Here is a 24,526-nt window from a genome sequence, read left to right as displayed (position 1 = left end):
GTGTAATATATTGTTGTTTTATATGGTAAATCTTATGCACCAATTTCAATATTGCATGCATTAAAGGCGCTACGCAAGCGACGGGCAAAAGCGAGTGCGTGCTCGCCATCCCCATGAATGCATACCGTCTGGGCGGTCACGCTTGCCCATGTTCCACTTTGGCTTTTTACTCTGCCGGATTGCACCATTTCTAACGTTTGCGCCAGCGCCTGCTCTTCATCCTCAATCAGTGCGCCCGGCTGGTTACGTGGCACCAGACTGCCATCGGCCTGATAACCCCGATCGGCAAAAACCTCCTGACGCGTTATCAAGCCATAGTGTTCTCCAGCGCGAATCAGTTCGCTTCCCGCCAGCCCGACCAGAACCAGCGACGGATCGCAGGCATGAACCGCTTTCGCAATCGCATCGGCCAATTGAGGATCTTTCGCCGCCTGGTTATAGAGCATGCCATGCGGTTTGACATGGCGCATCACGCCACCTTCTGCCCTCGTGATGGCAGCCAGCGCGCCAATTTGATACAGCGTCTGTGCATACACCGTTTGTGCAGGCAGAGTCATGGCGATACGACCAAAATTTTCCCGATCCGGAAAGCTGGGATGCGCGCCTACCGCCACACCATTTTTTAACGCATCACGCACGCTTGAGAGCATAGTTTGCGCATCGCCGGCGTGAAACCCACAGGCGATGTTGGCCGATGACACCAATTGCAGCAACGCTGCATCGTTCGCACATCCCTCACCGAGGTCTGCATTGAGATCAATTTTCATTGTTAAGTCGCCATGCTAACTGTTCCAGATAACGCTGCTGGTCGTACCGCGCCTTCAGCGCTTCCTCCAGCGAACACTGCACAAAATGAATCGGCTGACCGAGCGGGATCTGCGCCAGATGATACATATCTGCCTCGATAATACAGGCGATGCGCGGATAGCCACCCGTCGTCTGAGCATCGTTCATCAGCACGATTGGCTGGCCATTATGCGGAACCTGCAACACGCCGGGGAGCAAACCATGCGACAGCAACTCGCGATCGGTCGTGCGCGTCAGCGGCTGCCCCTGAAGACGATACCCCATACGGTTACTTTGTGGGCTAAGCTGCCACGGCGAGCGCCAGAAAGAGGCCTGCGATACCTCATCAAACTCCTGATACTCAGGGCCGGGCAGTGCGCGAATGAGATTACCCCACATCAGTTGTTTTACACCTTGTGGCCCGCTGAATTGCCGGGTCGATACGCCAATCGCCAGTCGATCGCCATCACGCAGCAGACGCCCTTCAAACCCACCAATGCCCACTTTCAGATCGGTACTACGCGAGCCCATCACTTCGGGAACATCAATACCGCCCGCTACCGCCAGATAACTGCGCATGCCATGAAGCGGGCGTTTTAGCGTCAGGCGCTGCCCGGCTTTTACCGGTAACCGCCATCCGCTCCATACGGGAGTTCGATCCAGATGCGCTTCGCATCCGGCACCGGTCAGGGCAAACCAGCCATCGGCTTCAAACTCCACCACCAGTTGCCCCAGCGTGATTTCCAGCGCTGCGGCATTCGCATCATTACCCACCAGCAGGTTAGCCACGTTCAGCGCCGGTTTATCCAGCGCGCCGCAGTGACTAATTCCGGATTGACGAAAACTATGGCGTCCCCCGTCCTGTACTGAGGTGTACATGCCAGCGCGGATGATGTTTAACATATCCCCTCCTTCTGCGGGACAAAACGCACGGTATCGCCAGCCCGTAACAGAATCGGCTCCTCCCGTTTTGGATCAAATAACGAAACGGAGGTACGCCCAATCAATTGCCACCCACCGGGTGTTGCAAGCGGGTAGATCCCCGTTTGAGATCCACCGATACCGACAGAACCTGCCGGAACAAGCAAACGCGGTTCCGCACGTCTGGGGGTATGCAGCTGTTCAGGTAAGCTCCCGAGATAGGGAAATCCCGGCTGAAAACCGATAAACCACACCACATAGTCAACTGACGCATGAAGTTCGACGACCTGCTTGTCGCTTAATCCACTGTGTCGGGCGACCTCTGCCAGATCAGGGCCAAACTCACCACCATAGGTCACAGGTATTTCAATAAAGCGTGAATCCGGCTCCAGTGCTTCACTCTCTTCCCACCAGCGCTGCAGGCGTTCAATCGCATCCAGCGCCAGTGTTTGCGGGTCGCGCAGGGTAACCGTGATATTGTTCATTCCCGGAATAGCTTCAAGCACATTCGGGGCGTCAACTAAACGCTGAGCCAGACGCCAGATGCGTTTCTGAGTCGCCAGCGTGATGGGGGGCTCCAGTTCAAGAACCACCGCCGTTTCACCTAACAGATAACAACGCGCTCGCTGCACTTTCATCCCTCTTTTATTACGCTGGATTAGGAATATCGATAAAGGTTACGTCCAGATCGGTATTTTCATTCAGCCATTCGCTTAATGCGCGAATGCCGCCGCGTTCGGTCGCATGGTGACCGGCAGCATAAAAATGCAGCCCCTGCTCGCGGGCTGAGTGAATGGTTTGCTCAGAGACTTCACCGGTAATAAAGGCGTCGACACCAAATCGGGCTGCGCTATCAATAAAACTTTGCCCCCCCCCGGTACACCAGGCAACGCGCTGAACTTTCTCCGGCCCGGTATCACCGCACCATAACGGTTTACGACCTAAACGCGCTTCAATCCACGATGCCAGCTCCAGCCCCGGAACCGGCATGGAGAGTTCGCCCCATGGCACCAGCGGTTCAATTTCACCCATCACGGTGATTCCTAACAGCGCGGCCAACTGCGCGTTATTCCCCAATTCCGGGTGTGCATCCAGCGGCAAGTGCCAGCCATACAGGTTGATATCATTTTCTAACAGCGTTTTCAGACGATTGCGCTTCATGCCGCGAATAACCGGAGATTCGCCTTTCCAGAAATAACCGTGGTGAACGATAACCGCATCCGCTTGCTGGCGTACCGCCTCGTCCAGCAATGCCTGGCTTGCAGTCACACCGGTCACGATTTTATGCACCGTCTCTTTGCCCTCAACCTGCAAACCATTCGGCGCATAATCGCTAATGGCGGCGCTGTTTAGTTTGTCGTTGATCAGTTGTTCCAGTTCGGTGTTTTTCATCATCGTCCTCGTAGTCATCATTTCTGCCTGCCCAATCAGCAACACAGCTTAGGTTAAAATAGCGTCCCCGCCTGCGTTCGTCGATAGCCATTTCACTGACACATAAAGAAACAATCACACCCGCTTTGAACGTGATTTGCTTACCACTACGCGATCTAATTCATGTATATTTATGCAATCAGACAGCATATTGCAAAAATAATCAGATCTGTATCAAAGTTACAACTTTAAGGAAACACACTCGCGCAGCACGTTCAGCCAGTCGCGAGGCATTTACTTCGAGAAAATAATGAATAAACAAGCATCTCAACCACGGGCGATATACTACGTTGTCGCGCTACAAATCTGGGAATACTTCAGTTTTTACGGCATGCGTGCGCTGCTGATCCTGTATCTCACTAACCAGCTTAAGTACGACGATAATCACGCATATGAACTGTTCAGCGCCTACTGCTCGCTGGTCTATGTCACCCCTATTCTCGGGGGATACCTGGCCGATAAAGTGCTCGGCAATCGAATGGCGGTGATGATCGGCGCATTTTTAATGGCGGTGGGACATCTGGTTTTGGGTGCCAGTGAAATGGCCCCGGCGTTCCTCTATTTGTCGCTGGCGATAATTGTCTGCGGTTACGGTCTGTTTAAATCAAATATCAGTTGCCTGCTTGGCGAGTTATATCAACCTGAAGACCCACGTCGCGATGGTGGATTCTCTCTGCTCTACGCCGCCGGTAACATCGGTTCGATCATCGCACCAATTGCCTGCGGATACGTGCAGGAAGAGTACAGTTGGGCGATGGGCTTTGCGCTGGCTGCCATCGGCATGCTGGCAGGGCTGGTGATATTCTTATGTGGTAATCGCCATTTCGCCCACACCACCGGCGTCAACAAGGCCGTTCTGTGTGCTAAAACCTTTATTCTGCCAAACTGGGCCTGGCTGTTAGTTTTGTTGGTTGCCGCACCGCTGCTGATTACCGTGCTGTTCTGGAAAGAGTGGTCCGTTTACGCACTGATTGTTGCCACCATTATTGGTCTGGCAGTTCTGGCGAAGATTTATCGCCAGGCACAGACGCAGAAACAACGCAAAGAGCTGGGGCTTATCGTCACGCTGACCTTCTTCAGCCTGTTGTTTTGGGCCTTTGCTCAACAGGGCGGCAGTTCGATCAGCCTGTATATCGACCGCTTCGTTAACCGCGATATTCTGGGGTATTCCGTCCCTACCGCGATGTTCCAGTCGGTTAACGCTTTTGCCGTTATGCTGTGCGGTATCGTACTGGCGTGGGTAGTCAAAGAAAGCGTGAGTGGCAATCGTACCGTACGTATCTGGGGTAAATTTGCCCTTGGCCTCGGCTTAATGAGCGCTGGGTTCTGTATTCTAACCTTGAGCGCTCGCTGGTCCGCTGCTTACGGCCACTCTTCGATGCCGCTGATGGTACTTGGGTTGGCGGTCATGGGCTTTGCCGAACTGTTTATCGATCCGGTGGCAATGTCACAAATTACGCGTATTGAGATCCCTGGTGTTACCGGCGTATTAACCGGCATTTATATGCTGCTTTCCGGTGCCATCGCCAACTACCTGGCAGGCGTTATCGCCGATCAGACCTCACAAGGCTCGTTTGATGCTGCGGGCGCTATCAACTACTCCATCAATGCCTATATTGATGTCTTTAGTGAAATTACCTGGGGCGCGCTGGCCTGTGTGGTGCTGGTGCTGATGATTTGGCTGTACCAGTCGCTTAAGTTCAGAAACCGTTCACTGGCGGTAGAATCCTGAGTGTAGGGGCCCGATGATGTAATCTGATTCGGGCTTTTTTCAGGAATTACGCATGACTGGCAGTCAACTCCTCTTCAGAAAGACCTGTAACCAGAAGCACCATGTTGCGATCTATTCCCTGCTCCAACATAGTTTGCGCTATACGTAATGCGGCTTCTCGTTTGCCTCGCTGCAACCCTTCCTGTAATCCATCTAAGCGTAACCGCTCGGCAATCGTCATCAGCTTCTCCTTGTGTTGGGGGATCCGTTGCGCCATCTCTTGTATAAATTCATTAAAGTGAGATTCATCGCCGGATTGCAGGATGTAATTAAACATCGCCTGTAGTTGTGTGTCATTAGCGCACCCTGTAAGTAACAGCGTGGCAAGCTGATCTACCAGTCCCAGCAAATCCCGCTGACGGATATGTTTTTGCAGATCTGCTGGAAGGTATTACGCAGAAATCCGCTGCGCGCTTATCCCTTACGCGCCGCCTCATATGCCGCCAGCGTCGCCAGCCTCGCCTGTTTATGATCCACAATCGGGCGAGGATAACTTAGTGTCACCTGCGCTTTTTCAGCCCACGACCACGGTTCATGAATGGCTTTACCCGGCACGTCGCGCAGTTCCGGCACCCACTGGCGGATAAACTCACCGTCACGGTCGAATTTTTCGCCCTGCGTCGTGGGGTTAAAGATACGGAAATACGGTGCGGCGTCGGTTCCGGTTGAGGCTGCCCATTGCCAGCCGCCGTTATTGGCCGCCAGGTCGCCATCGATCAGTTGCGACATAAAATACTGTTCGCCTTTACGCCAGTCGATCAGCAGGTCTTTCACTAAAAAACTGGCGGTAATCATGCGTAAACGATTATGCATCCAGCCCGTTGCGTTAAGCTGACGCATGGCCGCATCCACAATGGGGTAGCCCGTATTCCCTGTTTTCCAGGCCTGCAAATGCGTCGGATTATTCTGCCATTGCACGCGATCGGTCCAGCGAATAAAAGGTTGATACCGACACAGCGACGGATGGTAAGTCATTAGATGACGATAAAATTCACGCCAGATAAGCTCATTCAACCAAACGCTACCTGCCCCATCCTCAAGCGCCTGCGGCTGCTCCACGAGCAGTCGATTCAGGCACTGGCGCGGTGATAGTCCTCCTGTCGCCAGGCTTGCGGATAATCGACTGGTTCCGTCAATCGCCGGAAAGTCACGCAGTTGTTCATATTCTCCGGCGGCCTGCTGGCAAAAATGGCGTAACTGCGCGATGGCCAATTTTTCTTCTGCCGGAAATTGCTGCGTATCAAAATCCTGCTGCGGGTAGCTCAACGAGATGGATGTTAATGGAGAGTCAAGAGCACCGCTTTCTCTCACCTTCGGCGCACTGACACATTCTGGGATCCCGTCTTTTATCCGCTTCAGCCAGGCATTTTTAAACGGCGTAAAGACTTTATACATCTCGTGATTACCGGTCATGACCGCCCCCGGAGGCAGGATCACGCTGTCGTCAAACCCTTCGCACACCACCTGAGGTAATAACTTTTCGACGGCAACATCACGCTGGCGTTCGTTTATTTCATATTGATAGTTATAAAATATTCGACTGACGCCATGCTGTACGCAGACGTTTTTGACGGTTTCCACACTGGTCGCAAAATCAGCAACTTCATGAAACAGAAGCGGGATGCCCTTTTCTGCCAGCGCCGTTTGCAACGCGTTCAGCTGCGCATTAACCAATGCCGCCTGACGTGGGGCCATATCATGCGCCTTCCACTGTTCAGGCGTGGAAATATAGAGCGCGAGTACATGTGCAGAACGATCCCGACAAGCCGCCGCCAGCGCGAGATTGTCGTGCAGACGCAAATCACGCCGAAACCAGACCAGATGCGTGGTCATAACACTCCCTGATAAAATTAATCATTGCCCTGTAAACGCCAAATCGCAGGCCAGAGTTCAAAATAACGTTGCCCGGACAACCAGGTGTTCGGGTGCTCAGCCATATAGTGTTTGAGGAGCATTAAGGGTGCAAGTAGCGGCTGCGCCTCGCGTCGATAGTTATCGATTATCGAGGTCAATTCCTGACGTTGACGCAGATCGAGCTGATTACGGAAATAGCCCTGTACGTGCATCAATACATTGGTATGGTTACGCCGGGTAGCAGGATTTAATAACAGATGGGTCAATCGTAGGCGATACTCGGTAAAAAAAGCATCGAGATCTTGCCATTCATGGATTGCGGCAACGAAGGGGCCAAGCTCCCGATACTCTGGCTGGGAATGCGCCAGTAGTACCAGTTTGTAGCGAGTATGATAGTCAATTAATGCGCCCCGCGTTAATTTTCGCTGACGCAGGCGGTGCAATTCATGCAAAGCGTAAACACGTATTAATGTATTTTCGTCGAACTGAGGTGCCTCACTCGCTTCTGTGGTCAGACAGGTGCGGATACCAACAGGAATTCTCGTGCTCATCGCCACTCCTTATCCGTTACTCAGATAAGTGTAGACGTCGGCGTATAAAAAAACCGCCACATTGCTGTTAGCGGTTTTCTTGAACAATAACGACAACTTAATAGAAGTCGCAGGTGGCTTTTTCAGCCTGCTCCATCCACACCGGTTTATCACTGGTTTTGGACCAGACGCGGTGCAGATAGCTGTAAAAACGGGCGCGGTCTTTCCAGAACAACATGACCGGCAGCGCCAGCACGCCCGCCACAACGGCAAAGGTACGGCGCAAGAAAACAATGTGTGCTGGATATTCTTTATAAAAGTCCATAATCCTCTCCCATATATCTGTTCGGTGAATCGCACCGGAAAAATAAACTTGGTTAACTGATGAAAATAATACCGCCTTGTGTGTAATTTTGCTACTCATCCGACCACTTATTTTTATCTATTGATGCTCCGTTTAGCTAAAAACCGTAATTAAGTTACATAAAAGTTAAATTAATACTAATCATTAGTTAAATAATGGTCTTTGCCATTTTTATACTTTTTTTACACCCCTCCCACTGATTTTTGCGAAATCTTTGCAAGCAAAAATCTACGCTCTGGTTATCACATTTATGCCACTGGAGGTGCACCGTGAGTGCAGGCGTGATAACCGGCATTGTGCTGGTCTTTTTATTATTAGGTTATCTGGTGTATGCCCTGATTAATGCGGAGGCGTTCTGATGGCGGCCCAAGGATTTTTACTCATTGCCAGTTTCTTGCTGGTACTGTTTATCATCGCCAGACCGCTGGGTTTTGGCTTGGTTCGGCTGATCAATAATACGTCCCTGCCGGGCCTGGCTGGCGTGGAACATCTGCTCTGGCGCGGTCTGGGCATCTCGCAGCAGGAGATGAACTGGCGGCAGTATCTGTTGGCGATCCTCGCGCTCAATGTGCTGGGGTTGCTGGTCCTGTTTTCAATGCTGATGGCGCAAAACCTGCTGCCGCTAAATCCGCAACAGCTACCTGGGCTTTCGTGGGATTTAGCGCTCAACACGGCGGTAAGTTTTGTCACCAACACCAACTGGCAATCCTATGCTGGCGAAACCACCTTAAGCTACTTCAGCCAGATGGTCGGGCTGACCGTGCAGAACTTCCTGTCAGCGGCAACCGGGATTGCGGTGATTTTTGCCCTGGCTCGTGCCTTTACTCGCCAGAGTATGAACACGCTGGGCAACGCCTGGGTCGATCTGGTTCGCATTACGCTGTGGATCCTGCTCCCCATTGCATTGCTCATTGCGTTGTTCTTCATTCAGCAAGGTGTGCTGCAAAACGTGTTGCCCTATCAGCCCATTACTACCCTTGAAGGGGTGAAACAGCTGCTGCCGATGGGGCCCGTCGCCTCACAGGAAGCGATTAAGATGCTTGGCACTAACGGGGGCGGGTTCTTTAACGCTAACTCATCACATCCGTTTGAAAACCCTACCGCGTTGACCAATCTGGTACAGATGTTGGCCATTTTCTTAATTCCTACCGCGCTGTGTTTTGCCTTTGGTGATGTGGTTGGCGATCGTCGCCAGGGGCGGACCCTGCTGTGGGCCATGTCGCTGATATTTGTGGTCTGCGTAGCCGTGGTGATGTGGGCCGAAGTTCAAGGCAACCCGCACCTGATGGCATTCGGTACAGACAGTAATATCAACATGGAAGGCAAAGAAAGCCGCTTTGGCGTGCTGGCTACGAGTCTTTTTTCCGTCGTGACGACAGCGGCATCTTGCGGCGCTGTCGATGCGATGCATGACTCCTTCACCGCGCTGGGTGGGATGGTGCCGATGTGGCTAATGCAGATTGGCGAAGTGGTCTTCGGTGGTGTCGGTTCGGGCCTGTACGGCATGCTGCTGTTCGTGTTGTTGGCGGTGTTTATCGCGGGCCTGATGATTGGTCGCACGCCGGAATATCTGGGTAAGAAAATAGACGTGCGTGAAATGAAAATGACCGCACTGGCGATTCTGGTCACCCCTGCGCTGGTGCTGCTCGGTACGGCGATAGCGATGATGAGCGATGCCGGACGCAGCGCCATGCTCAACCCTGGTCCACATGGCTTTAGTGAAGTGTTGTACGCCGTATCGTCTGCCGCGAACAACAACGGTAGCGCCTTCGCCGGATTAAGCGCCAACAGCCCGTTCTGGAACTGTCTGTTGGCCCTGTGCATGTTCTTCGGCCGTTTCGGCGTGATCATTCCCGTGATGGCAATTGCCGGATCGCTGGTCAGTAAAAAGATCCAGCCAGCAAGCCCTGGCACGCTGCCTACTCACGGTGCACTGTTTGTCGGGTTGTTAATCGGTACGGTGTTACTGGTTGGCGCCCTCACCTTTGTTCCTGCCCTGGCACTTGGCCCGGTCGCAGAATACCTGTCATTACACTGAGTGATGCGGAGCACATGACTATGAGTCGCAAGCAACTGGCGCTGTTCGAACCCTCTCTGGTCGCACAGGCGCTGATGGACGCCGTGAAAAAATTAAGCCCACATACCCAGTGGCGCAATCCGGTGATGTTTATCGTCTGGCTGGGCAGTCTGCTGACAACCCTGTTAACGCTGGCAATGGCCACAGGCCATATGCAAGGCAATCCGTGGTTTACCGGCGCGATAAGTCTGTGGCTGTGGATTACCGTTCTGTTCGCCAACTTTGCCGAAGCGCTGGCGGAAGGACGCAGTAAGGCTCAGGCTAACAGTCTGAAAGGAGTTAAAAAAACCGCTTTTGCTCGCAAACTCCGCGAACCGAAATACGGTGCCGCCATGGATCACGTTCCGGCGGAGGATTTGCGCAAAGGAGATATCGTGTTAGTAGAAGCGGGCGATATTATCCCGTGTGACGGCGAGGTCATCGAAGGTGGCGCATCGGTGGATGAAAGCGCCATTACCGGTGAATCCGCGCCGGTCATTCGTGAATCCGGTGGTGATTTCGCCTCCGTCACCGGCGGGACCCGCATCCTCTCCGACTGGCTGGTGATCGAATGTAGCGTGAACCCTGGTGAAACGTTCCTCGACCGGATGATCGCCATGGTTGAAGGCGCGCAGCGGCGTAAAACGCCGAATGAAATCGCCCTGACGATCCTGTTGATAGCCCTGACCATCGTTTTTCTGCTGGCGACCGCCACGCTGTGGCCGTTTTCCGCCTGGGGTGGTAGCGCGGTTAGCGTCACGGTACTGGTTGCCCTGCTGGTGTGTCTGATCCCCACCACCATCGGTGGGTTGCTCTCTGCTATTGGCGTCGCCGGGATGAGCCGCATGTTGGGCGCGAACGTCATCGCCACCAGCGGACGTGCAGTGGAAGCGGCGGGTGACGTGGACGTACTGCTGCTGGACAAAACCGGCACCATTACGCTGGGCAACCGCCAGGCTTCAGATTTTCTGCCCGCCCAGGGGGTGGATGAAAAGACGCTGGCCGACGCCGCGCAGCTTTCATCACTGGCCGATGAAACCCCTGAAGGCCGCAGTATCGTGATTCTGGCAAAACAGCGCTTTAATCTGCGTATTCGCGACGTGCAATCGCTGCACGCCACCTTTGTACCGTTTACCGCCCAAAGCCGAATGAGCGGGATCAACATCGACAACCGCATGATCCGCAAAGGGTCGGTCGATGCTATTCGTCGTCACGTCGAAGCCAACGGCGGCCACTTCCCTGCCGACGTGGAGCAGAAGGTCGAAAACGTCGCACGCCTTGGCGCTACGCCGCTGGTGGTTGCCGAAGGCTCCCACGTGCTGGGCGTGATTGCCCTGAAAGATATCGTAAAAGGCGGAACCAAAGAACGTTTTGCCCAACTACGCAAAATGGGCATCAAAACGGTGATGATCACCGGCGATAACCGCCTGACCGCCGCCGCGATTGCGGCAGAAGCCGGGGTAGATGACTTCTTAGCTGAAGCCACGCCGGAAGCCAAGCTGGCGCTGATTCGTCAGTATCAGGCGGAAGGTCGTCTGGTGGCGATGACCGGCGATGGAACCAATGACGCCCCGGCGCTGGCGCAAGCCGACGTGGCGGTCGCCATGAACTCCGGGACCCAAGCGGCGAAAGAAGCAGGCAACATGGTGGATCTCGACTCTAACCCCACCAAGCTGATTGAAGTGGTGCACATTGGTAAACAGATGCTGATGACGCGTGGTTCGCTGACCACCTTCAGTATCGCCAACGACGTGGCGAAGTATTTCGCCATTATCCCGGCCGCGTTTGCCGCCACCTACCCGCAGCTCAATGCGCTTAACGTGATGGGTCTGCATTCGCCGGATTCGGCGATCCTCAGCGCGGTTATCTTTAATGCGCTGGTTATCGTCTTTCTGATCCCGCTGGCGCTTAAAGGCGTGAGCTACAAACCGTTATCCGCATCCGCAATGCTGCGCCGTAATTTGTGGATCTATGGTCTGGGTGGTCTGGTTGTGCCGTTTATCGGTATCAAAGCAATTGATTTACTGCTGACCCTGCTGGGTCTGGTGTGAGGTTTCAGATGAGTGGATTACGTCCTGCATTATCAACATTGATTTTCCTGACGCTTATCACCGGCGGGGCTTACCCGTTGTTGACCACCGCGTTGGGGCAGTGGTGGTTTCCCCACCAGGCTAACGGCTCGCTTCTACGCGAAGATCAAGTCGTTCGCGGCTCTGCGCTCATTGGGCAACATTTTACCGCGGCCGGTTATTTTCAGGGACGTCCGTCAGCTACAGCAGAAATGCCCTATAATCCAATGGCTTCAGGCGGCAGTAACCTGGCAGCCAGCAATCCGGAACTGGATAAACAGCTGCAAAGCCGGATAGCCGCACTGCGTGCTGCTAACCCGCAGGCAAATCCTGTCGTTCCGGTAGAGCTGGTAACGGCTTCTGCCAGCGGGTTGGATAACAATCTGACGCCAGCCGCGGTGGCCTGGCAAATCCCCCGCGTGGCGCAGGCTCGCAATCTCAGCGTTGAAGAGGTCACGCGCCTGGTTGCACAATACACGCAAAAGCCGTTGGTCAGTTTTATCGGCCAGCCGGTGGTGAACCTGGTAGAACTTAATTTAGCGCTGGATAAGCACTGAGAAAAAGGACATGCATAACGAACCCTTACGCCCCGACCCCGATCGCCTGCTGGAGCAGACCGCTGCCCCGCACCGCGGAAAACTGAAAATTTTCTTCGGCGCGTGTGCAGGCGTCGGTAAAACCTGGGCCATGCTGGCAGAGGCCCAACGGTTGCGGGCGCAGGGGTTAGATGTGCTGATTGGGGTGGTGGAAACCCACGGACGCAAAGAGACCGCCGCGTTGCTGGACGGTCTCAGCATCCTGCCGCTAAAGAGACAGGCGCGCCATGGTCGTCATATTAGCGAGTTCGATCTCGACGCGGCGCTGGCCCGCCGTCCGGCGCTCATTTTGATGGATGAACTGGCGCACAGTAATGCGCCTGGCTCACGCCACCCTAAGCGTTGGCAAGACATTGAAGAGCTGCTCGAAGCCGGTATTGACGTTTTTACTACCGTCAACGTGCAGCATCTGGAAAGCCTCAATGATGTGGTCAGCGGCGTCACCGGCATTCAGGTTCGCGAAACCGTCCCCGATCCTTTTTTCGATGCCGCCGACGATGTGGTGCTGGTCGATCTTCCCCCCGATGATTTGCGCCAACGCCTGAACGAAGGCAAGGTCTATATCGCCGGTCAGGCGGAAAGAGCCATCGAGCATTTCTTTCGCAAAGGGAACTTGATCGCGCTACGTGAGCTGGCCCTGCGCCGCACGGCCGATCGGGTTGACGATCAGATGCGTGCCTGGCGAGGGCGTCCGGGGGAAGAAAAAGTCTGGCATACCCGTGACGCCATTTTACTGTGCATTGGACACAATACCGGCAGCGAAAAGCTGGTTCGTGCTGCCGCGCGTCTGGCAGCGCGCCTCGGCAGCGTCTGGCATGCAGTGTATGTCGAAACGCCAGCGCTGCACCGACTGCACGAAAAACAGCGCCGCGCAATTTTAAGCGCTCTGCGGTTAGCCCAGGAGCTGGGTGCAGAAACCGCCACCCTTTCCGATCCCGCTGAAGACAAGGCTGTAATCCGCTACGCCCGTGAGCATAATCTGGGAAAAATTGTCCTCGGACGTCCGGCTACACGACGCTGGTGGCGCAGTGATTCTTTTGCTGACAAACTGGCCCATCGCGCACCGGATCTCGACCTGATGATTGTTGCGCTCGATGAGCCACCTTCGCGCCCTGTGCTACAAACTGCAGATAACCGCACCTTTAAGGATAAATGGCGGGTACAAATTCAGGGTTGTGTGGTTGCCGTCGCGCTGTGCGCCATCATTACGTTGATTGCCATGCAGTGGTTGATGGCCTTTGACGCCGCTAACCTGGTGATGATCTATTTATTGGGCGTGGTGGTTATCGCCCTCTTTTACGGACGCTGGCCGTCGGTGCTGGCAACTTTTATTAACGTCGCCAGCTTCGATCTCTTCTTTATTGCTCCGCGTGGCACGCTGGCCGTTTCCGATGTCCAGTACCTGCTCACCTTCGCCGTGATGCTAACGGTAGGGCTGGTTATTGGTAATCTGACCGCCGGAGTGCGTTATCAGGCGCGGGTGGCCCGTTATCGTGAACAACGTACGCGCCATTTGTATGAGATGTCGAAAGCGCTGGCCGTTGGGCGTAGTCAGCAAGATATCGCCGCCACCAGCGAACAATTTATTGCCTCAACGTTCCAGGCCCGCAGCCAGGTTTTACTGCCCGGTGAGAACGGTAAGCTGGCCCCTCTCACCCATCAACAGGGCATGACGCCGTGGGATGATGCCATTGCCCAATGGAGCTTTGATAAAGGGCAACCGGCTGGCGCAGGTACTGACACGTTGCCAGGAGTGCCGTATCAAATTTTACCGTTAAAAAGTGCCGACAAAACGCATGGGCTGCTGGTTGTGGAACCGGGAAATTTACGCCAGCTGATGATCCCCGAACAGCAACGCCTGCTGGAAACTTTCACTTTACTGGTCGCCAGTGCGCTGGAGCGTCTGACGCTAACCGCCAGCGAAGAGCAGGCCCGGTTTGCCAGCGAGCGCGAAAGCATTCGCAACGCGCTGCTCGCCGCCCTTTCCCACGATTTACGTACGCCGCTAACGGTGCTGTTTGGTCAGGCTGAGATCTTAACGTTGGATCTGGCAAGCGAAGGATCGCCGCACGCGCGCCAGGCCAGTGAGATTCGCCAGCACGTCCTTAATACGACCCGACTGGTTAATAACCTGCTGGATATGGCGCGAATTCAGTCTGGCGGCTTTAATCTTAAGAAGGAGTGGTTAACACTGGAAGAGGTGGTCGGCAGCGCCCTGCAGATGCTGGAGCCAGGACTCTCTGCTCCTATTAATTTATCGCTACCAGCACCGTTGACGCTGATCCACGTCGATGGCCCACTCTTTGAACGGGTGCTAATTAATCTGCTGGAAAATGCCGTTAAATACGCAGGTCCAGCGGCGCAAATCGGTATTGATGCCTGCGTCGATGGCGAGCACCTGCAACTGGACGTCTGGGATAATGGCCCCGGCATTCCATCGGGTATGGAGCAGCGAGTTTTTGACAAGTTTTCCCGGGGAAACAAAGAGTCATCGGTACCGGGCGTTGGGCTGGGGCTGGCAATCTGTCAGGCCATTGTGGACGTGCACGGCGGTACGATTTCCGTCCACAATCGCGCACAGGGAGGAGCATGTTTCCGTGTTACACTGCCCCAGGAAATCCCCCCTGAACTTGAAGATTTTCATGAGGATATGTGACGAACGTACTGATTGTTGAAGATGAACAGGCTATCCGTCGCTTTCTGCGTACCGCGCTGGAAGCCGATGGTCTGCGTGTATATGAAGCAGAAACGCTGCAACGTGGTCTGCTGGAAGCCGCCACGCGAAAACCCGATCTCATCATTCTCGATCTCGGTCTGCCGGACGGTGACGGCATTGATTTTATTCGTGACCTGCGACAATGGAGCGCGATACCGGTAATTGTGCTCTCAGCCCGCAGCGAAGAAAGCGATAAAATCGCCGCCCTGGATGCCGGTGCCGATGACTATCTCAGTAAACCCTTTGGAATTGGCGAACTACAGGCGCGATTGCGTGTGGCATTGCGTCGCCACGCCAGCGGCACGTCTCCCGAGCCGGTGGTGCATTTTTCCAACGTAAAAGTAGATATCGCCGCCCGGCTCGTACATCGCGGTGATGAAGAGATTCATCTGACGCCGATTGAGTTTCGCCTGTTAGCAGTACTGCTAAATAATGCCGGAAAGGTACTAACGCAACGCCAGCTGTTAAATCAGGTTTGGGGACCGAACGCCGTCGAACACAGCCACTATCTGCGAATTTACATGGGACATTTGCGCCAGAAGCTGGAACTGGATCCGGCACGTCCGCGTCATTTTCTGACCGAAACCGGGATTGGTTATCGGTTTATGCCGTGAATCTAAGCCGAATTAAAAAAGCCGGATCAGCATATTAGCTGTCCGGCTTTTTCATTATTCATGCCGGATAGCGACGCTAGCGTCTTATCCGGCCTACGGTTTACGCGTTTTTCAGCACTTCGCTGACGATCTCAACCGCTTCTTTTTCAATCTGCTTGCGATGTTCTTCACCGAGGAAGCTCTCGCAGTAGATTTTATAAGCGTCTTCGGTGCCGGACGGACGAGCGGCAAACCAGCCGTTGTCAGTCATCACTTTCAGACCGCCGATAGAAGCACCGTTGCCCGGTGCCGCCGTCAGACGTGCGGTGATCGGGTCGCCCGCCAGCGTGCTGGCACTCACCATTTCCGGAGACAGCTTAGACAGCGCCGCTTTCTGTGCGGAGGTCGCACTTGCCTGCAGGCGGTTGTAGCTCGGCGCACCAAAGCGGGCAGCCAGTTCGTTGTAGTGCTCCTGCGGATTCTTACCGGTCACTGCGGTAATTTCTGCCGCCAACAAGCACATGATGATGCCGTCTTTGTCGGTCGACCACGGTGTACCGTCGAAACGCAGGAAAGATGCCCCCGCGCTCTCTTCACCACCAAAGCCAAAGCTGCCGTCGAACAGACCGTCAACAAACCATTTAAAGCCAACCGGCACTTCGACCAGTTTACGCCCTAAATCATTCACCACGCGGTCAATCATCGCCGAGGACACCAGCGTCTTACCAACGGCAACATCTTTGCCCCACTGCGGGCGATGCTGGAACAGGTAGTTGATCGCCACCGCCAGATAGTGGTTCGGATTCATCAGCCCCGCCGGGGTGACAATACCGTGACGGTCGTAGTCTGGGTCGTTGGCAAAGGCCAGATCGAACTTGTCGCGCAGCGCCAGCAGGCCTGCCATCGCGCACTCGGAGGAGCAGTCCATGCGGATTGCGCCATCTTTGTCGAGATGCATGAAACGGAAAGTCTGATCAACGTGATCATTAACGATAGTCAGGTTCAGGTTGTAGTGCTTAGCAATACGCTTCCAGTATTCGATACCGGAACCGCCCAGCGGATCGACACCCAGCGTCAGACCCGCTTTTTGGATCGCCGCCATGTCGACGATGTCAGCCAGTCCTTCAACAAACGGCTGAACCAGATCCTGCTCTGTTACATGGCCAGATGCCAGCGCAGCGTCCAGCGACATGCGCTTCACGCCTTGCAAACCGTCAGCCAGCAGCGCGTTGGCTCTGTCTTCCACCACTTTGGTGACGTTGGTATCTGCCGGACCACCGTTTGGCGGGTTATATTTAATGCCGCCATCTTCCGGCGGATTGTGGGACGGCGTGATCACAATGCCGTCAGCCAGCGGGCCGCCTTTTTTGTTGTGGACCAGGATAGCATTCGACACAGCAGGGGTCGGCGTAAAACCGTTACTTTCCTGCACGATGACGTCAACGCCGTTCGCCGCCAGCACTTCCAGTACAGAGATAAAAGCCGGTTCAGACAGCGCGTGGGTATCCTTGCCCACATAGCACGGGCCAGTAATCCCGTTTTTCGCACGTTCTTCAGCAATCGCCTGAGCGATAGCCAGAATATGCGGCTCGTTAAAACTATGACGACCTGCACTGCCGCGATGTCCGGACGTACCGAATTTAACGGCGTGCTCAGCGTTCCCTGCTGTTGGTTTCAGTACATAATACTGTGCCGTCAGTTGGGCGACGTTAATCAAATCACTCTGTTGCGCAGGTTGACCTGCACGGTTGTGGATTGCCATTGCCTGGTCCTTCTAATGCAAGGATTAAATTGTTCCGCAAACCTTTTCAATCAATTCCGCGGGGAATTGCATTGACTGCATGATGTGTTCAACCATGCTGCATTTACGGCCGGTATTGGTGTTGGTGATCACCCAGTACGGCGTGCCTGGCACGTGTTTCGGTTTGGTTTGATTACCATTTTTCAGCAGCGTCTGTTCATCTGCTGCAAAATAAACGCGCGTACGGCCATGCAACGATTCCGTTGCTTCGGCGAACGCGTTTTGATCCAGTGAATAGAGTGTAGACAGCACCAGCATAAAGCGATTTACTGCTTTCTTCTGTTCCGCGTATTCGTCGGACAGCAGCAGTTCACGCATCGCGCGCACTTTATCTTTTACGGGGTTAACCGGCTTAGCTTCCACGACAGGTTGCACAGCGCGGACTTCTTTGACTATCGGAGTGACAGGCTGTGATGCGGCGGAAAATTTCAACATACGCCGTAAAATGTCGGATGCGCTCTCGCCAATATGCTTGGTGTGGCTGGCAATATAGCTATAGAGTTCATCATCAACTTCAATCGTTTTCATCTTAATCCAGTGCAGTGTTTAGCTGAATACAAGTTGTCGGGGTAAACACACGTAGTGTAAAGGCAAATCCCAACAGCGGATAGCGTCAAGCCTGGTGGCCAGCAAAACTCAGAGTAACCGTAGTTGTTGCAGCCATGTGGCAGAATGGTCAACATGATACCCTAACCCGTGAGTGTGAAAAAAAGAACTTTGCCATGAAATTGAATATCCGAGCGCAATCTGCGCAAAACCTGCACAATAATTCTCCCATCGTCCTGGTTCACGGCCTGTTTGGCAGTCTGGATAACCTGGGGATCCTGGCGCGCGATCTGGTGGTCGATCACGATATCATCCAGGTCGATATGCGAAATCATGGCCTCTCCCCTCGTTCCCCTGAGATGAATTATCCGGCCATGGCGCAAGATTTGCTGGATACGCTGGACGCTCAGCAAATAGAAAAGGCGACCTTTATTGGTCACTCGATGGGGGGAAAAGCCGTCATGGCATTAACCGCGCTGGCTCCTGATCGTATCGATCGACTGGTGGCCATTGATATTGCACCGGTCGACTATCAAGTTCGCCGTCACGATGCGATCTTTACCGCTATTAATGCCGTAACCGATGCCCAGGTCACTTCGCGTCAGCAGGCGGCCAGCGTCATGCGTCAGCATCTGCATGAGGAAGGCGTAATCCAGTTTCTGCTGAAATCTTTCGTCGACGGCGAATGGCGTTTTAACGTTCCCGTGCTGTGGGATCAGTATCCTCATATCGTCGGTTGGGAAACCATTCCTGCGTGGGAGCACCCGGCGCTGTTTATCCCTGGCGGCAACTCACCGTATGTTACCGAAGCGTATCGCGAACAGCTGCTGGCGCAATTTCCGCAGGCTCGGGCGCATGTTATTGCTGGAGCCGGTCATTGGGTGCATGCGGAAAAACCGGAGGCGGTGCTGCGCGCCATCCGTCGTTATCTGAACGAACAGGCTAACTGATTAAAAACTCAGCGTCTGCGCGCGATTACGCGCGTGGGCGTTGGCGTGTCCCCCCTGCTGATGTATTATGGCGCGCTATCCATCCGGGCAGACGCCTGGCTGATTGTTTCCCCGAAGTCACCAAGATCATGGCCAAAGAACAAACGGACCGTACGACATTAGATCTGTTCGCGCAGGAGCGTCGCCCGGGACGACCCAAAACTAATCCGCTCTCGCGTGATGAACAGTTACGTATTAATAAACGTAATCAGCTTAAGCGTGACAAAGTTCGCGGGCTTAAGCGTGTCGAACTGAAACTGAACGCTGATGCCGTTGACGCTCTGAACGAGCTGGCTGAGGCGCGCAACATGAGTCGCAGTGAACTCATCGAAGAGATGCTGATGACCCAACTCAGCACATTGCGCGGTCAGGCATAGTCTGAATTTCTGCTCTAAATCATAAATCGTGTAGCACAGAGTGCAGTCCTGCGTGTTTGCTGTTTCCGCATGCCTGACTGTTCTGCTATGATTGCCCTTATCCGTGGGCAATGCGCCACCACCATTTCAATAAGTTTCAAGAGGTTATTTTACTCATGGCAATCACTGGCATCTTTTTCGGCAGCGACACCGGTAATACCGAAAACATCGCAAAAATGATTCAAAAACAGCTTGGTAAAGACGTTGCCGATGTTCATGACATTGCAAAAAGTAGCAAAGAAGACCTCGAAGGTTATGACATTCTGCTGCTCGGCATCCCAACCTGGTACTACGGTGAAGCGCAGTGTGACTGGGATGACTTCTTCCCTACCCTCGAAGACATTGATTTTAACGGCAAACTGGTTGCATTGTTCGGCTGTGGCGACCAGGAAGATTACGCAGAGTATTTCTGCGATGCGTTAGGCACAATTCGCGACATCATCGAACCGCGCGGTGCAACCATCGTTGGTCACTGGCCGACTGCGGGTTATCACTTTGAAGCGTCTAAAGGCCTGGCTGACGACGATCACTTTGTCGGTCTGGCTATCGATGAAGATCGCCAGCCAGAACTGACAGCAGAACGCGTAGAAAAATGGGTTAAGCAGATCTCTGAAGAGCTGCACCTCGACGAAATCATTAATGCCTGATTTCGTGCGGCGTAGATTTCCATCTGCGCCGCATCAATAGATAAAACCAATCAAAATAATTGCTACAAATTTGTAACTTTTTCGTCTGACCCTGTACAATGGCTGGATGCCAATCGGGTGTTGCACAGTGTGTTTGTCGGCGATACCACGTTTTGATTAACAATATATGCCAGAGACTTGCAGTTTTCATTTAGCCATGGCAGTTCTATAATGATACGCATTATCTCAAGTGCAATTTCTGTCACTTCTGTTAATGAAGTGAATCGTTTAGCTACAGGACAGATTCCGCATGACTGACAACAATACCGCATTAAAGAAGGCTGGCCTGAAAGTAACGCTTCCTCGTTTAAAAATTCTGGAAGTTCTTCAGGAACCGGATAACCATCACGTCAGTGCGGAAGACTTATACAAACGCCTGATCGATATGGGTGAAGAAATTGGTCTGGCGACCGTGTATCGCGTGCTGAACCAGTTTGATGATGCCGGTATCGTGACCCGCCATAATTTTGAAGGTGGTAAATCCGTCTTCGAACTGACTCAACAGCATCATCACGATCACCTCATCTGCCTTGACTGCGGCAAAGTGGTCGAGTTCAGCGATGATTCCATCGAAGCGCGCCAGCGTGAGATTGCGGCTAAACATGGCATTCGCTTAACTAACCATAGCCTCTATCTTTACGGTCACTGCGCCGAAGGCGATTGCCGCGAAGATGAGCACGCCCACGACGGCAAATAATGTAATGCTTTCTGAAAAGCCAACCCTACGGTTGGCTTTTTTTATGGGCGTTACCTGCCCTTTTCCCCTTCCCTCCGCTCCTGTGTTGCTTTAATGTAAAAATCAATTGCCCCTTCCGGAGAGTCGAAATGGAACTTCGCCAGCTACGCTATTTTGTGCGCATTGTAGAAACCGGCAGCATGGGTAGCGCGGCGCTCGATCTCAATATCGGGGTTTCGGCACTCAGCCAGCAAATGTCGCGTCTGGAAAACGAACTCGCTATTCGCCTGCTGCAACGCACCTCACGAGGCGTGACACCCACCAGCGCCGGGCTGGCTTTTTACTCCCAGGCGCAGCTGGCGCTTCGTCACGCAGACGACGCGATCCTAGCCGCACGCGAGTCCCGACTTTCCGGGCACGTCAGCGTCGGCATGGCTCCCAGTACCGCTTCCGTTCTCGGAATGCCGTTTATCAACGCCATGCAGGAAAGCTACAGTGATGTCCGTCTGCATGTGGTGGAAAGCCTCTCTGGCAATCTGGAGCGGATGATTAATACCCGCCAGATTGATCTGGCTGTCGTGTTTCAGAAAGAAAAGATCCTGCGCTGGAGCGCCATACCGATTCTCGAAGAGCGGCTGTTTTTGATTGGGACTCATGCCTTACTGGCTGATATTGCCGATGACAATATTGCTCCAGCCCAGCTGGCAAGTATCCCATTGATAATGCCAAGCCCGGGCCACGGTCTGCGCGGCAGGCTGGAAGCGATTTGTCAGGAACACGCGCTGAACATTGAGATCGCCACGGAAATTGATGGTCTGGCGCTACTCATGCGTGCCGTGCGCAGTGGCATTGGTGCCACTCTCCAGCCCGGTGCGGCAATTTCCCATCTCGATAAAGAGACGCTAAGAGTGATCGGCGTCCACAATCCAATACTTAGCCGCCCCAACTTTCTGGTGAGTCTCTCAGACGATGAACTCACCCCGGCAGGCCTCGCGGCCCGCGTAGTGCTGACGAAAGTGATGCATCAACTGGTGGAAGCAGGAAGCTGGCCTGGCGCCATCCTTTACAATAACTAAAGTACCGTTTAGCACTACGTCATAGCGCCCGCACAAGCTGCGCGTATACATTTCAATTACAAATTTAACAAATGGTTAAATGGTGATGGAGTATACGATGGTTGATGTTCTGGTGATTGGTGGTGGCAATGCCGCGTTATGCGCTGCCTTGTCCGCCCGGGAGCAAGGAGCTTCGGTACTTCTGCTCGAAGCGGCTCCCCGGGAATGGCGCGGGGGAAATTCCCAACACACGCGTAATCTGCGCTGTATGCATGATGCGCCGCAGGATGTGCTGGTGGAAAGCTATCCGGAAGAGGAGTTCTGGCAAGACCTGCAGCGCGTAACTGAAGGAAATACCAACGAAGCCCTGGCGCGTCTGGTGATCCGTACCTCATCACAGTGTCGCGACTGGATGCGCCAGCACGGCGTCAATTTTCAGCCCCCACTATCTGGCGCTCTACACGTGGCGCGAACCAACGCTTTTTTTATGGGGGGCGGTAAAGCTCTCGTGAATGCCTATTATCGCAGCGCAGAAAAGCTGGGCGTGCAAATCCGCTATAACACACCGGTGCAGGCGCTTGAACTGCACAACGGCGAGTTCGTGGCGGCGCTGGCAGGCAAAGAGCGTATCACAGCGAAATCCTGCGTGCTTGCCGCTGGCGGATTCGAATCTAACCGGGAGTGGTTGCGCGAAGCCTGGGGGGAAAATGCCCGCGGCGAGTGGCCTGCGGATAACTTTCTGATTCGCGGCACGCGTTTTAATCAGGGCGTACTGCTCAAATTTATGATGGATGCTGGCGCAGACATTATCGGCGATCCCTCCCAGTCACACTGTGTGGCAATTGATGCCAGAGCGCCATTATATGACGGCGGGATTTGCACCCGCGTGGACTGCGTTTCGCTCGGTATTGTGGTGAACCGGGACGCTGAGCGTTTTTATGATGAAGGTGAAGATTTCTGGCCCAAACGCTACGCCATCTGGGGACGTCTGGTCGCTCAACAACCAGGACAGATTGGCTACTCCATCATCGACAGTAAAGCTATCGGACACTTCATGCCTCCGGTCTTTCCTGGCACGCAGGCCAATACGCTGGCTGAACTGGCCTTTCAGTTAGGACTGGATGCCGAACGCTTTACCCACACCGTGACAGAGTACAACAACGCCTGCCAGCCAGGTCAGTTCGACCATACCGTTCTGGATAACTGCGCCACTAAAGATTTGCTACCCGCGAAAACGCATTGGGCGCGACCGCTGGATCAACCGCCTTACTACGGCTACGCCCTGCGGCCAGGAATCACCTTCACTTATCTTGGGTTAAAAGTGAACGAACGCGCCGCTGTACATTTTGCAGGGCTTCCAAGCCGTAACCTGTTCGTCGCCGGAGAGATGATGGCGGGCAACGTGCTGGGCAAGGGTTACACCGCAGGCGTGGGGATGTCGATCGGCACGACCTTTGGCCGCATTGCCGGAAAAGAAGCCGCGCTGGCTGCACGTAAGGAGACACGTCATGAAGCAGCTTGAGAAACTGATCATCGAAGCGCAAATTATCACCGAACCGGAAGCGGAAGTTGAACGCGTGATGCAGGTGTGTAACGCCTGCCGCTATTGCGAAGGCTTTTGCGCCGTGTTCCCGGCCATGACTCAGCGTCTGGAATTCGGTAAAGCGGATATCAATTATCTGGCAAACTTGTGCCATAACTGCGGCGCTTGCCTGCACGCCTGTCAGTATGCCCCGCCTCATGAGTTTGCCATCAACGTGCCGAAGGCGATGGCGGAAGTCCGGCTTGAAACCTATCAGCACTACGCGCAACCCGCCGCTTTTGGAGCGCTATATCGTCGCGCAGGCGTAACCGTGACGCTGGCGCTGGTATTCGGTCTGATCCTGTTTTTACTCCTCGCTATAGGTTTGAAAGGTTCACTATTACATCCACCGCTGGCCGGGGATTTCTATCAAATTTTCCCGCATAACCTGCTGGCCTGGATGTTTGGTTCGGTCTTTGTTCTGGCGATCGGTTTGCTGATGGCAGGCGTGATCCGCTTCTGGCGCGAGATTTCTCCGGGCATGCCGCGTTCCGCCGAGATTGCTGAAGCCTCACACAATGCGCTGACGCTGAAGTATCTCGATGGAGGCCATGGCAAAGGTTGTAACGAAGCGGATGATGCTTTCACCCTGATGCGTCGCCGTTTCCACCACTTCACCTTCTACGGTTTTCTGCTCTGCTTTGCCGCCACCGTGGTGGCAACAGGCTATCACTACTTTGCCGGCATAGAAGCACCCTACCCGTTCTTCAGCGTTCCGGTCATGCTGGGCACGTTGGGTGGCATTGGCCTGGTTGTCGGCCCGGCTGGCTTGCTATGGCTTAATCTCAGGCGCTCACCGCTACACGGCGACGCCCGGCAAAAACCGATGGATCGCGGTTTTATTTTGCTGCTGCTGCTGACCAGTCTGACCGGTCTGGCGCTGCTGGCAGGAAGAGATACCTCATGGATGGCTATTTTACTGGCCATTCATCTCGGCGTGGTCATGGCGCTTTTTCTGACCATTCCTTACGGAAAATTTGCCCACGGATTTTACCGCTGCGCAGCCTTACTCAAATGGGCGATTGAGAAACGGCGCGGCAAACAGGCGGGAGTCTCAGGCGACTAACCCGCAAACTCTTACCTCTATA

At 54.0% G+C, this 24,526-nt stretch carries 24 protein-coding genes and 1 pseudogene; 15 read left to right on the top strand and 10 right to left on the bottom strand.

What is annotated here, in order from left to right:
• Positions 1–32 precede the first annotated feature (32 nt).
• The 4 genes from pxpA to ybgI are packed head-to-tail and all read right to left on the bottom strand — an operon-like array spanning position 33 to position 3,099.
• Entirely contained in the window at positions 33–767 is a 735-nt protein-coding gene (gene pxpA, locus OGY71_RS18920; RefSeq protein WP_286613541.1) for a 5-oxoprolinase subunit PxpA, read from the bottom strand.
• Positions 757–1,689 (bottom strand): 5-oxoprolinase subunit PxpC, encoded by a 933-nt coding sequence (gene pxpC, locus OGY71_RS18915; protein WP_286613540.1) that lies wholly within the window; start codon positions 1,687–1,689, stop codon positions 757–759. The genes pxpA and pxpC overlap by 11 nt, the downstream gene beginning before the upstream one ends.
• Positions 1,683–2,339 carry a 5-oxoprolinase subunit PxpB gene (gene pxpB / locus OGY71_RS18910; protein ID WP_003831391.1) on the bottom strand — a complete coding sequence of 219 codons (657 nt, stop codon included), beginning with the start codon at positions 2,337–2,339 and terminating at the stop codon, positions 1,683–1,685. The genes pxpC and pxpB overlap by 7 nt, the downstream gene beginning before the upstream one ends.
• Before the next feature lie 16 nt (positions 2,340–2,355).
• Positions 2,356–3,099: a radiation resistance protein YbgI gene (ybgI, locus tag OGY71_RS18905; protein ID WP_003831390.1), complete on the bottom strand. Its 744-nt coding sequence runs from the start codon at positions 3,097–3,099 to the stop codon at positions 2,356–2,358.
• A 289-nt stretch (positions 3,100–3,388) separates the two neighbouring features.
• On the opposite strand from ybgI, the gene dtpD reads away from it, so the two are divergent.
• Entirely contained in the window at positions 3,389–4,870 is a 1,482-nt protein-coding gene (gene dtpD / locus OGY71_RS18900) for a dipeptide permease DtpD (protein WP_003831389.1), read from the top strand.
• Between the two features lie 46 nt (positions 4,871–4,916).
• Here the strand turns inward: dtpD and OGY71_RS18895 are convergent.
• The 4 genes and pseudogenes from OGY71_RS18895 to OGY71_RS18880 all read right to left on the bottom strand — a co-directional run.
• Positions 4,917–5,285 (bottom strand): annotated as a pseudogene (locus tag OGY71_RS18895) (Rpn family recombination-promoting nuclease/putative transposase); the annotation flags it as partial.
• A 38-nt stretch (positions 5,286–5,323) separates the two neighbouring features.
• Entirely contained in the window at positions 5,324–6,742 is a 1,419-nt protein-coding gene (gene phrB / locus OGY71_RS18890) for a deoxyribodipyrimidine photo-lyase (RefSeq protein ID WP_197385128.1), read from the bottom strand.
• A gap of 17 nt (positions 6,743–6,759) precedes the next feature.
• Positions 6,760–7,314, bottom strand: a complete 555-nt coding sequence (locus tag OGY71_RS18885) for a DUF1722 domain-containing protein (protein WP_003831377.1) — start codon at positions 7,312–7,314, stop codon at positions 6,760–6,762.
• Between the two features lie 97 nt (positions 7,315–7,411).
• Positions 7,412–7,618: a YbfA family protein gene (locus OGY71_RS18880; RefSeq protein ID WP_003022870.1), complete on the bottom strand. Its 207-nt coding sequence runs from the start codon at positions 7,616–7,618 to the stop codon at positions 7,412–7,414.
• 308 nt (positions 7,619–7,926) lie between these two features.
• Here OGY71_RS18880 and kdpF point away from each other — a divergent pair, with 308 nt between their 5' ends.
• Genes kdpF through kdpE form a run of 6 tightly spaced genes read left to right on the top strand, consistent with a single transcriptional unit; the run spans position 7,927 to position 15,708 of the window.
• Positions 7,927–8,016 (top strand): K(+)-transporting ATPase subunit F, encoded by a 90-nt coding sequence (gene kdpF / locus OGY71_RS18875; RefSeq protein ID WP_001670793.1) that lies wholly within the window; start codon positions 7,927–7,929, stop codon positions 8,014–8,016.
• Positions 8,016–9,695, top strand: coding sequence for a potassium-transporting ATPase subunit KdpA (gene kdpA, locus OGY71_RS18870; protein ID WP_286613539.1), 1,680 nt, complete (start codon positions 8,016–8,018; stop codon positions 9,693–9,695). Before kdpF ends, kdpA begins: the two co-directional genes overlap by 1 nt.
• Positions 9,696–9,715: 20 nt before the next feature.
• Entirely contained in the window at positions 9,716–11,764 is a 2,049-nt protein-coding gene (gene kdpB / locus OGY71_RS18865; protein ID WP_286613538.1) for a potassium-transporting ATPase subunit KdpB, read from the top strand.
• A gap of 8 nt (positions 11,765–11,772) precedes the next feature.
• Positions 11,773–12,339, top strand: a complete 567-nt coding sequence (gene kdpC / locus OGY71_RS18860) for a potassium-transporting ATPase subunit KdpC (RefSeq protein ID WP_286613537.1) — start codon at positions 11,773–11,775, stop codon at positions 12,337–12,339.
• A gap of 10 nt (positions 12,340–12,349) precedes the next feature.
• On the top strand, positions 12,350–15,034 hold the full coding sequence (gene kdpD / locus OGY71_RS18855) for a two-component system sensor histidine kinase KdpD (RefSeq protein WP_197385129.1): 2,685 nt from the start codon (positions 12,350–12,352) through the stop codon (positions 15,032–15,034).
• The gene (gene kdpE, locus OGY71_RS18850) at positions 15,031–15,708 is read left to right on the top strand and encodes a two-component system response regulator KdpE (RefSeq protein ID WP_003022856.1); all 678 of its coding nucleotides are present in this window, start codon (positions 15,031–15,033) and stop codon (positions 15,706–15,708) included. Before kdpD ends, kdpE begins: the two co-directional genes overlap by 4 nt.
• A 100-nt stretch (positions 15,709–15,808) precedes the next feature.
• Here the strand turns inward: kdpE and pgm are convergent, their stop codons facing one another.
• Both pgm and seqA read right to left on the bottom strand, forming a co-directional pair.
• Complete coding sequence (pgm, locus tag OGY71_RS18845; protein WP_126955847.1) at positions 15,809–17,449, bottom strand: phosphoglucomutase (alpha-D-glucose-1,6-bisphosphate-dependent); 1,641 nt, start codon at positions 17,447–17,449, stop codon at positions 15,809–15,811.
• Between the two features lie 24 nt (positions 17,450–17,473).
• Positions 17,474–18,016 carry a replication initiation negative regulator SeqA gene (seqA, locus tag OGY71_RS18840; RefSeq protein ID WP_003022848.1) on the bottom strand — a complete coding sequence of 181 codons (543 nt, stop codon included), beginning with the start codon at positions 18,014–18,016 and terminating at the stop codon, positions 17,474–17,476.
• A gap of 194 nt (positions 18,017–18,210) precedes the next feature.
• Here seqA and ybfF point away from each other — a divergent pair, with 194 nt between their 5' ends.
• From ybfF to tcuB, 8 genes are all read left to right on the top strand, one after another.
• Positions 18,211–18,984 carry an esterase gene (ybfF, locus tag OGY71_RS18835; protein WP_284969376.1) on the top strand — a complete coding sequence of 258 codons (774 nt, stop codon included), beginning with the start codon at positions 18,211–18,213 and terminating at the stop codon, positions 18,982–18,984.
• Between the two features lie 128 nt (positions 18,985–19,112).
• Positions 19,113–19,400: a LexA regulated protein gene (gene ybfE, locus OGY71_RS18830; protein ID WP_003831362.1), complete on the top strand. Its 288-nt coding sequence runs from the start codon at positions 19,113–19,115 to the stop codon at positions 19,398–19,400.
• A gap of 155 nt (positions 19,401–19,555) precedes the next feature.
• Complete coding sequence (gene fldA / locus OGY71_RS18825) at positions 19,556–20,086, top strand: flavodoxin FldA (protein ID WP_003022839.1); 531 nt, start codon at positions 19,556–19,558, stop codon at positions 20,084–20,086.
• A 210-nt stretch (positions 20,087–20,296) separates the two neighbouring features.
• On the top strand, positions 20,297–20,383 hold the full coding sequence (locus OGY71_RS18820) for a ryhB-regulated fur leader peptide (protein WP_100247215.1): 87 nt from the start codon (positions 20,297–20,299) through the stop codon (positions 20,381–20,383).
• On the top strand, positions 20,376–20,822 hold the full coding sequence (gene fur, locus OGY71_RS18815) for a ferric iron uptake transcriptional regulator (RefSeq protein ID WP_003022836.1): 447 nt from the start codon (positions 20,376–20,378) through the stop codon (positions 20,820–20,822). Before OGY71_RS18820 ends, fur begins: the two co-directional genes overlap by 8 nt.
• 128 nt (positions 20,823–20,950) lie before the next feature.
• Entirely contained in the window at positions 20,951–21,877 is a 927-nt protein-coding gene (gene tcuR / locus OGY71_RS18810; RefSeq protein ID WP_003831357.1) for a tricarballylate utilization LysR family transcriptional regulator TcuR, read from the top strand.
• Positions 21,878–21,974: 97 nt separating this feature from the next.
• Positions 21,975–23,378 (top strand): FAD-dependent tricarballylate dehydrogenase TcuA, encoded by a 1,404-nt coding sequence (gene tcuA / locus OGY71_RS18805; RefSeq protein ID WP_126955849.1) that lies wholly within the window; start codon positions 21,975–21,977, stop codon positions 23,376–23,378.
• On the top strand, positions 23,365–24,504 hold the full coding sequence (gene tcuB, locus OGY71_RS18800) for a tricarballylate utilization 4Fe-4S protein TcuB (protein WP_193135159.1): 1,140 nt from the start codon (positions 23,365–23,367) through the stop codon (positions 24,502–24,504). Before tcuA ends, tcuB begins: the two co-directional genes overlap by 14 nt.
• The last annotated feature ends 22 nt before the right edge of the window (positions 24,505–24,526 follow it).

Source organism: Citrobacter sp. Cpo109 (genome assembly GCF_030332565.1).
Classification (GTDB): Bacteria; Pseudomonadota; Gammaproteobacteria; order Enterobacterales; family Enterobacteriaceae; genus Citrobacter; species Citrobacter portucalensis.
The sequence above is the reverse complement of the archived record's forward strand: the minus strand, read 5'-3'. Positions and strand labels throughout refer to the sequence as shown.

Coding starts and splice junctions, on each gene's coding strand:
- pxpA (WP_286613541.1), bottom strand. CDS start 767: ATGAAAATTGATCTCAATGCAGACCTCGGTGAGGGATGTGCGAACGAT.
- pxpC (WP_286613540.1), bottom strand. CDS start 1,689: ATGTTAAACATCATCCGCGCTGGCATGTACACCTCAGTACAGGACGGG.
- ybgI (WP_003831390.1), bottom strand. CDS start 3,099: ATGAAAAACACCGAACTGGAACAACTGATCAACGACAAACTAAACAGC.
- dtpD (WP_003831389.1), top strand. CDS start 3,389: ATGAATAAACAAGCATCTCAACCACGGGCGATATACTACGTTGTCGCG.
- phrB (WP_197385128.1), bottom strand. CDS start 6,742: ATGACCACGCATCTGGTCTGGTTTCGGCGTGATTTGCGTCTGCACGAC.
- OGY71_RS18885 (WP_003831377.1), bottom strand. CDS start 7,314: ATGAGCACGAGAATTCCTGTTGGTATCCGCACCTGTCTGACCACAGAA.
- OGY71_RS18880 (WP_003022870.1), bottom strand. CDS start 7,618: ATGGACTTTTATAAAGAATATCCAGCACACATTGTTTTCTTGCGCCGT.
- kdpA (WP_286613539.1), top strand. CDS start 8,016: ATGGCGGCCCAAGGATTTTTACTCATTGCCAGTTTCTTGCTGGTACTG.
- kdpB (WP_286613538.1), top strand. CDS start 9,716: ATGAGTCGCAAGCAACTGGCGCTGTTCGAACCCTCTCTGGTCGCACAG.
- kdpC (WP_286613537.1), top strand. CDS start 11,773: ATGAGTGGATTACGTCCTGCATTATCAACATTGATTTTCCTGACGCTT.
- kdpD (WP_197385129.1), top strand. CDS start 12,350: ATGCATAACGAACCCTTACGCCCCGACCCCGATCGCCTGCTGGAGCAG.
- pgm (WP_126955847.1), bottom strand. CDS start 17,449: ATGGCAATCCACAACCGTGCAGGTCAACCTGCGCAACAGAGTGATTTG.
- seqA (WP_003022848.1), bottom strand. CDS start 18,016: ATGAAAACGATTGAAGTTGATGATGAACTCTATAGCTATATTGCCAGC.
- ybfF (WP_284969376.1), top strand. CDS start 18,211: ATGAAATTGAATATCCGAGCGCAATCTGCGCAAAACCTGCACAATAAT.
- ybfE (WP_003831362.1), top strand. CDS start 19,113: ATGGCCAAAGAACAAACGGACCGTACGACATTAGATCTGTTCGCGCAG.
- fldA (WP_003022839.1), top strand. CDS start 19,556: ATGGCAATCACTGGCATCTTTTTCGGCAGCGACACCGGTAATACCGAA.
- OGY71_RS18820 (WP_100247215.1), top strand. CDS start 20,297: ATGATACGCATTATCTCAAGTGCAATTTCTGTCACTTCTGTTAATGAA.
- fur (WP_003022836.1), top strand. CDS start 20,376: ATGACTGACAACAATACCGCATTAAAGAAGGCTGGCCTGAAAGTAACG.
- tcuR (WP_003831357.1), top strand. CDS start 20,951: ATGGAACTTCGCCAGCTACGCTATTTTGTGCGCATTGTAGAAACCGGC.
- tcuA (WP_126955849.1), top strand. CDS start 21,975: ATGGTTGATGTTCTGGTGATTGGTGGTGGCAATGCCGCGTTATGCGCT.
- tcuB (WP_193135159.1), top strand. CDS start 23,365: ATGAAGCAGCTTGAGAAACTGATCATCGAAGCGCAAATTATCACCGAA.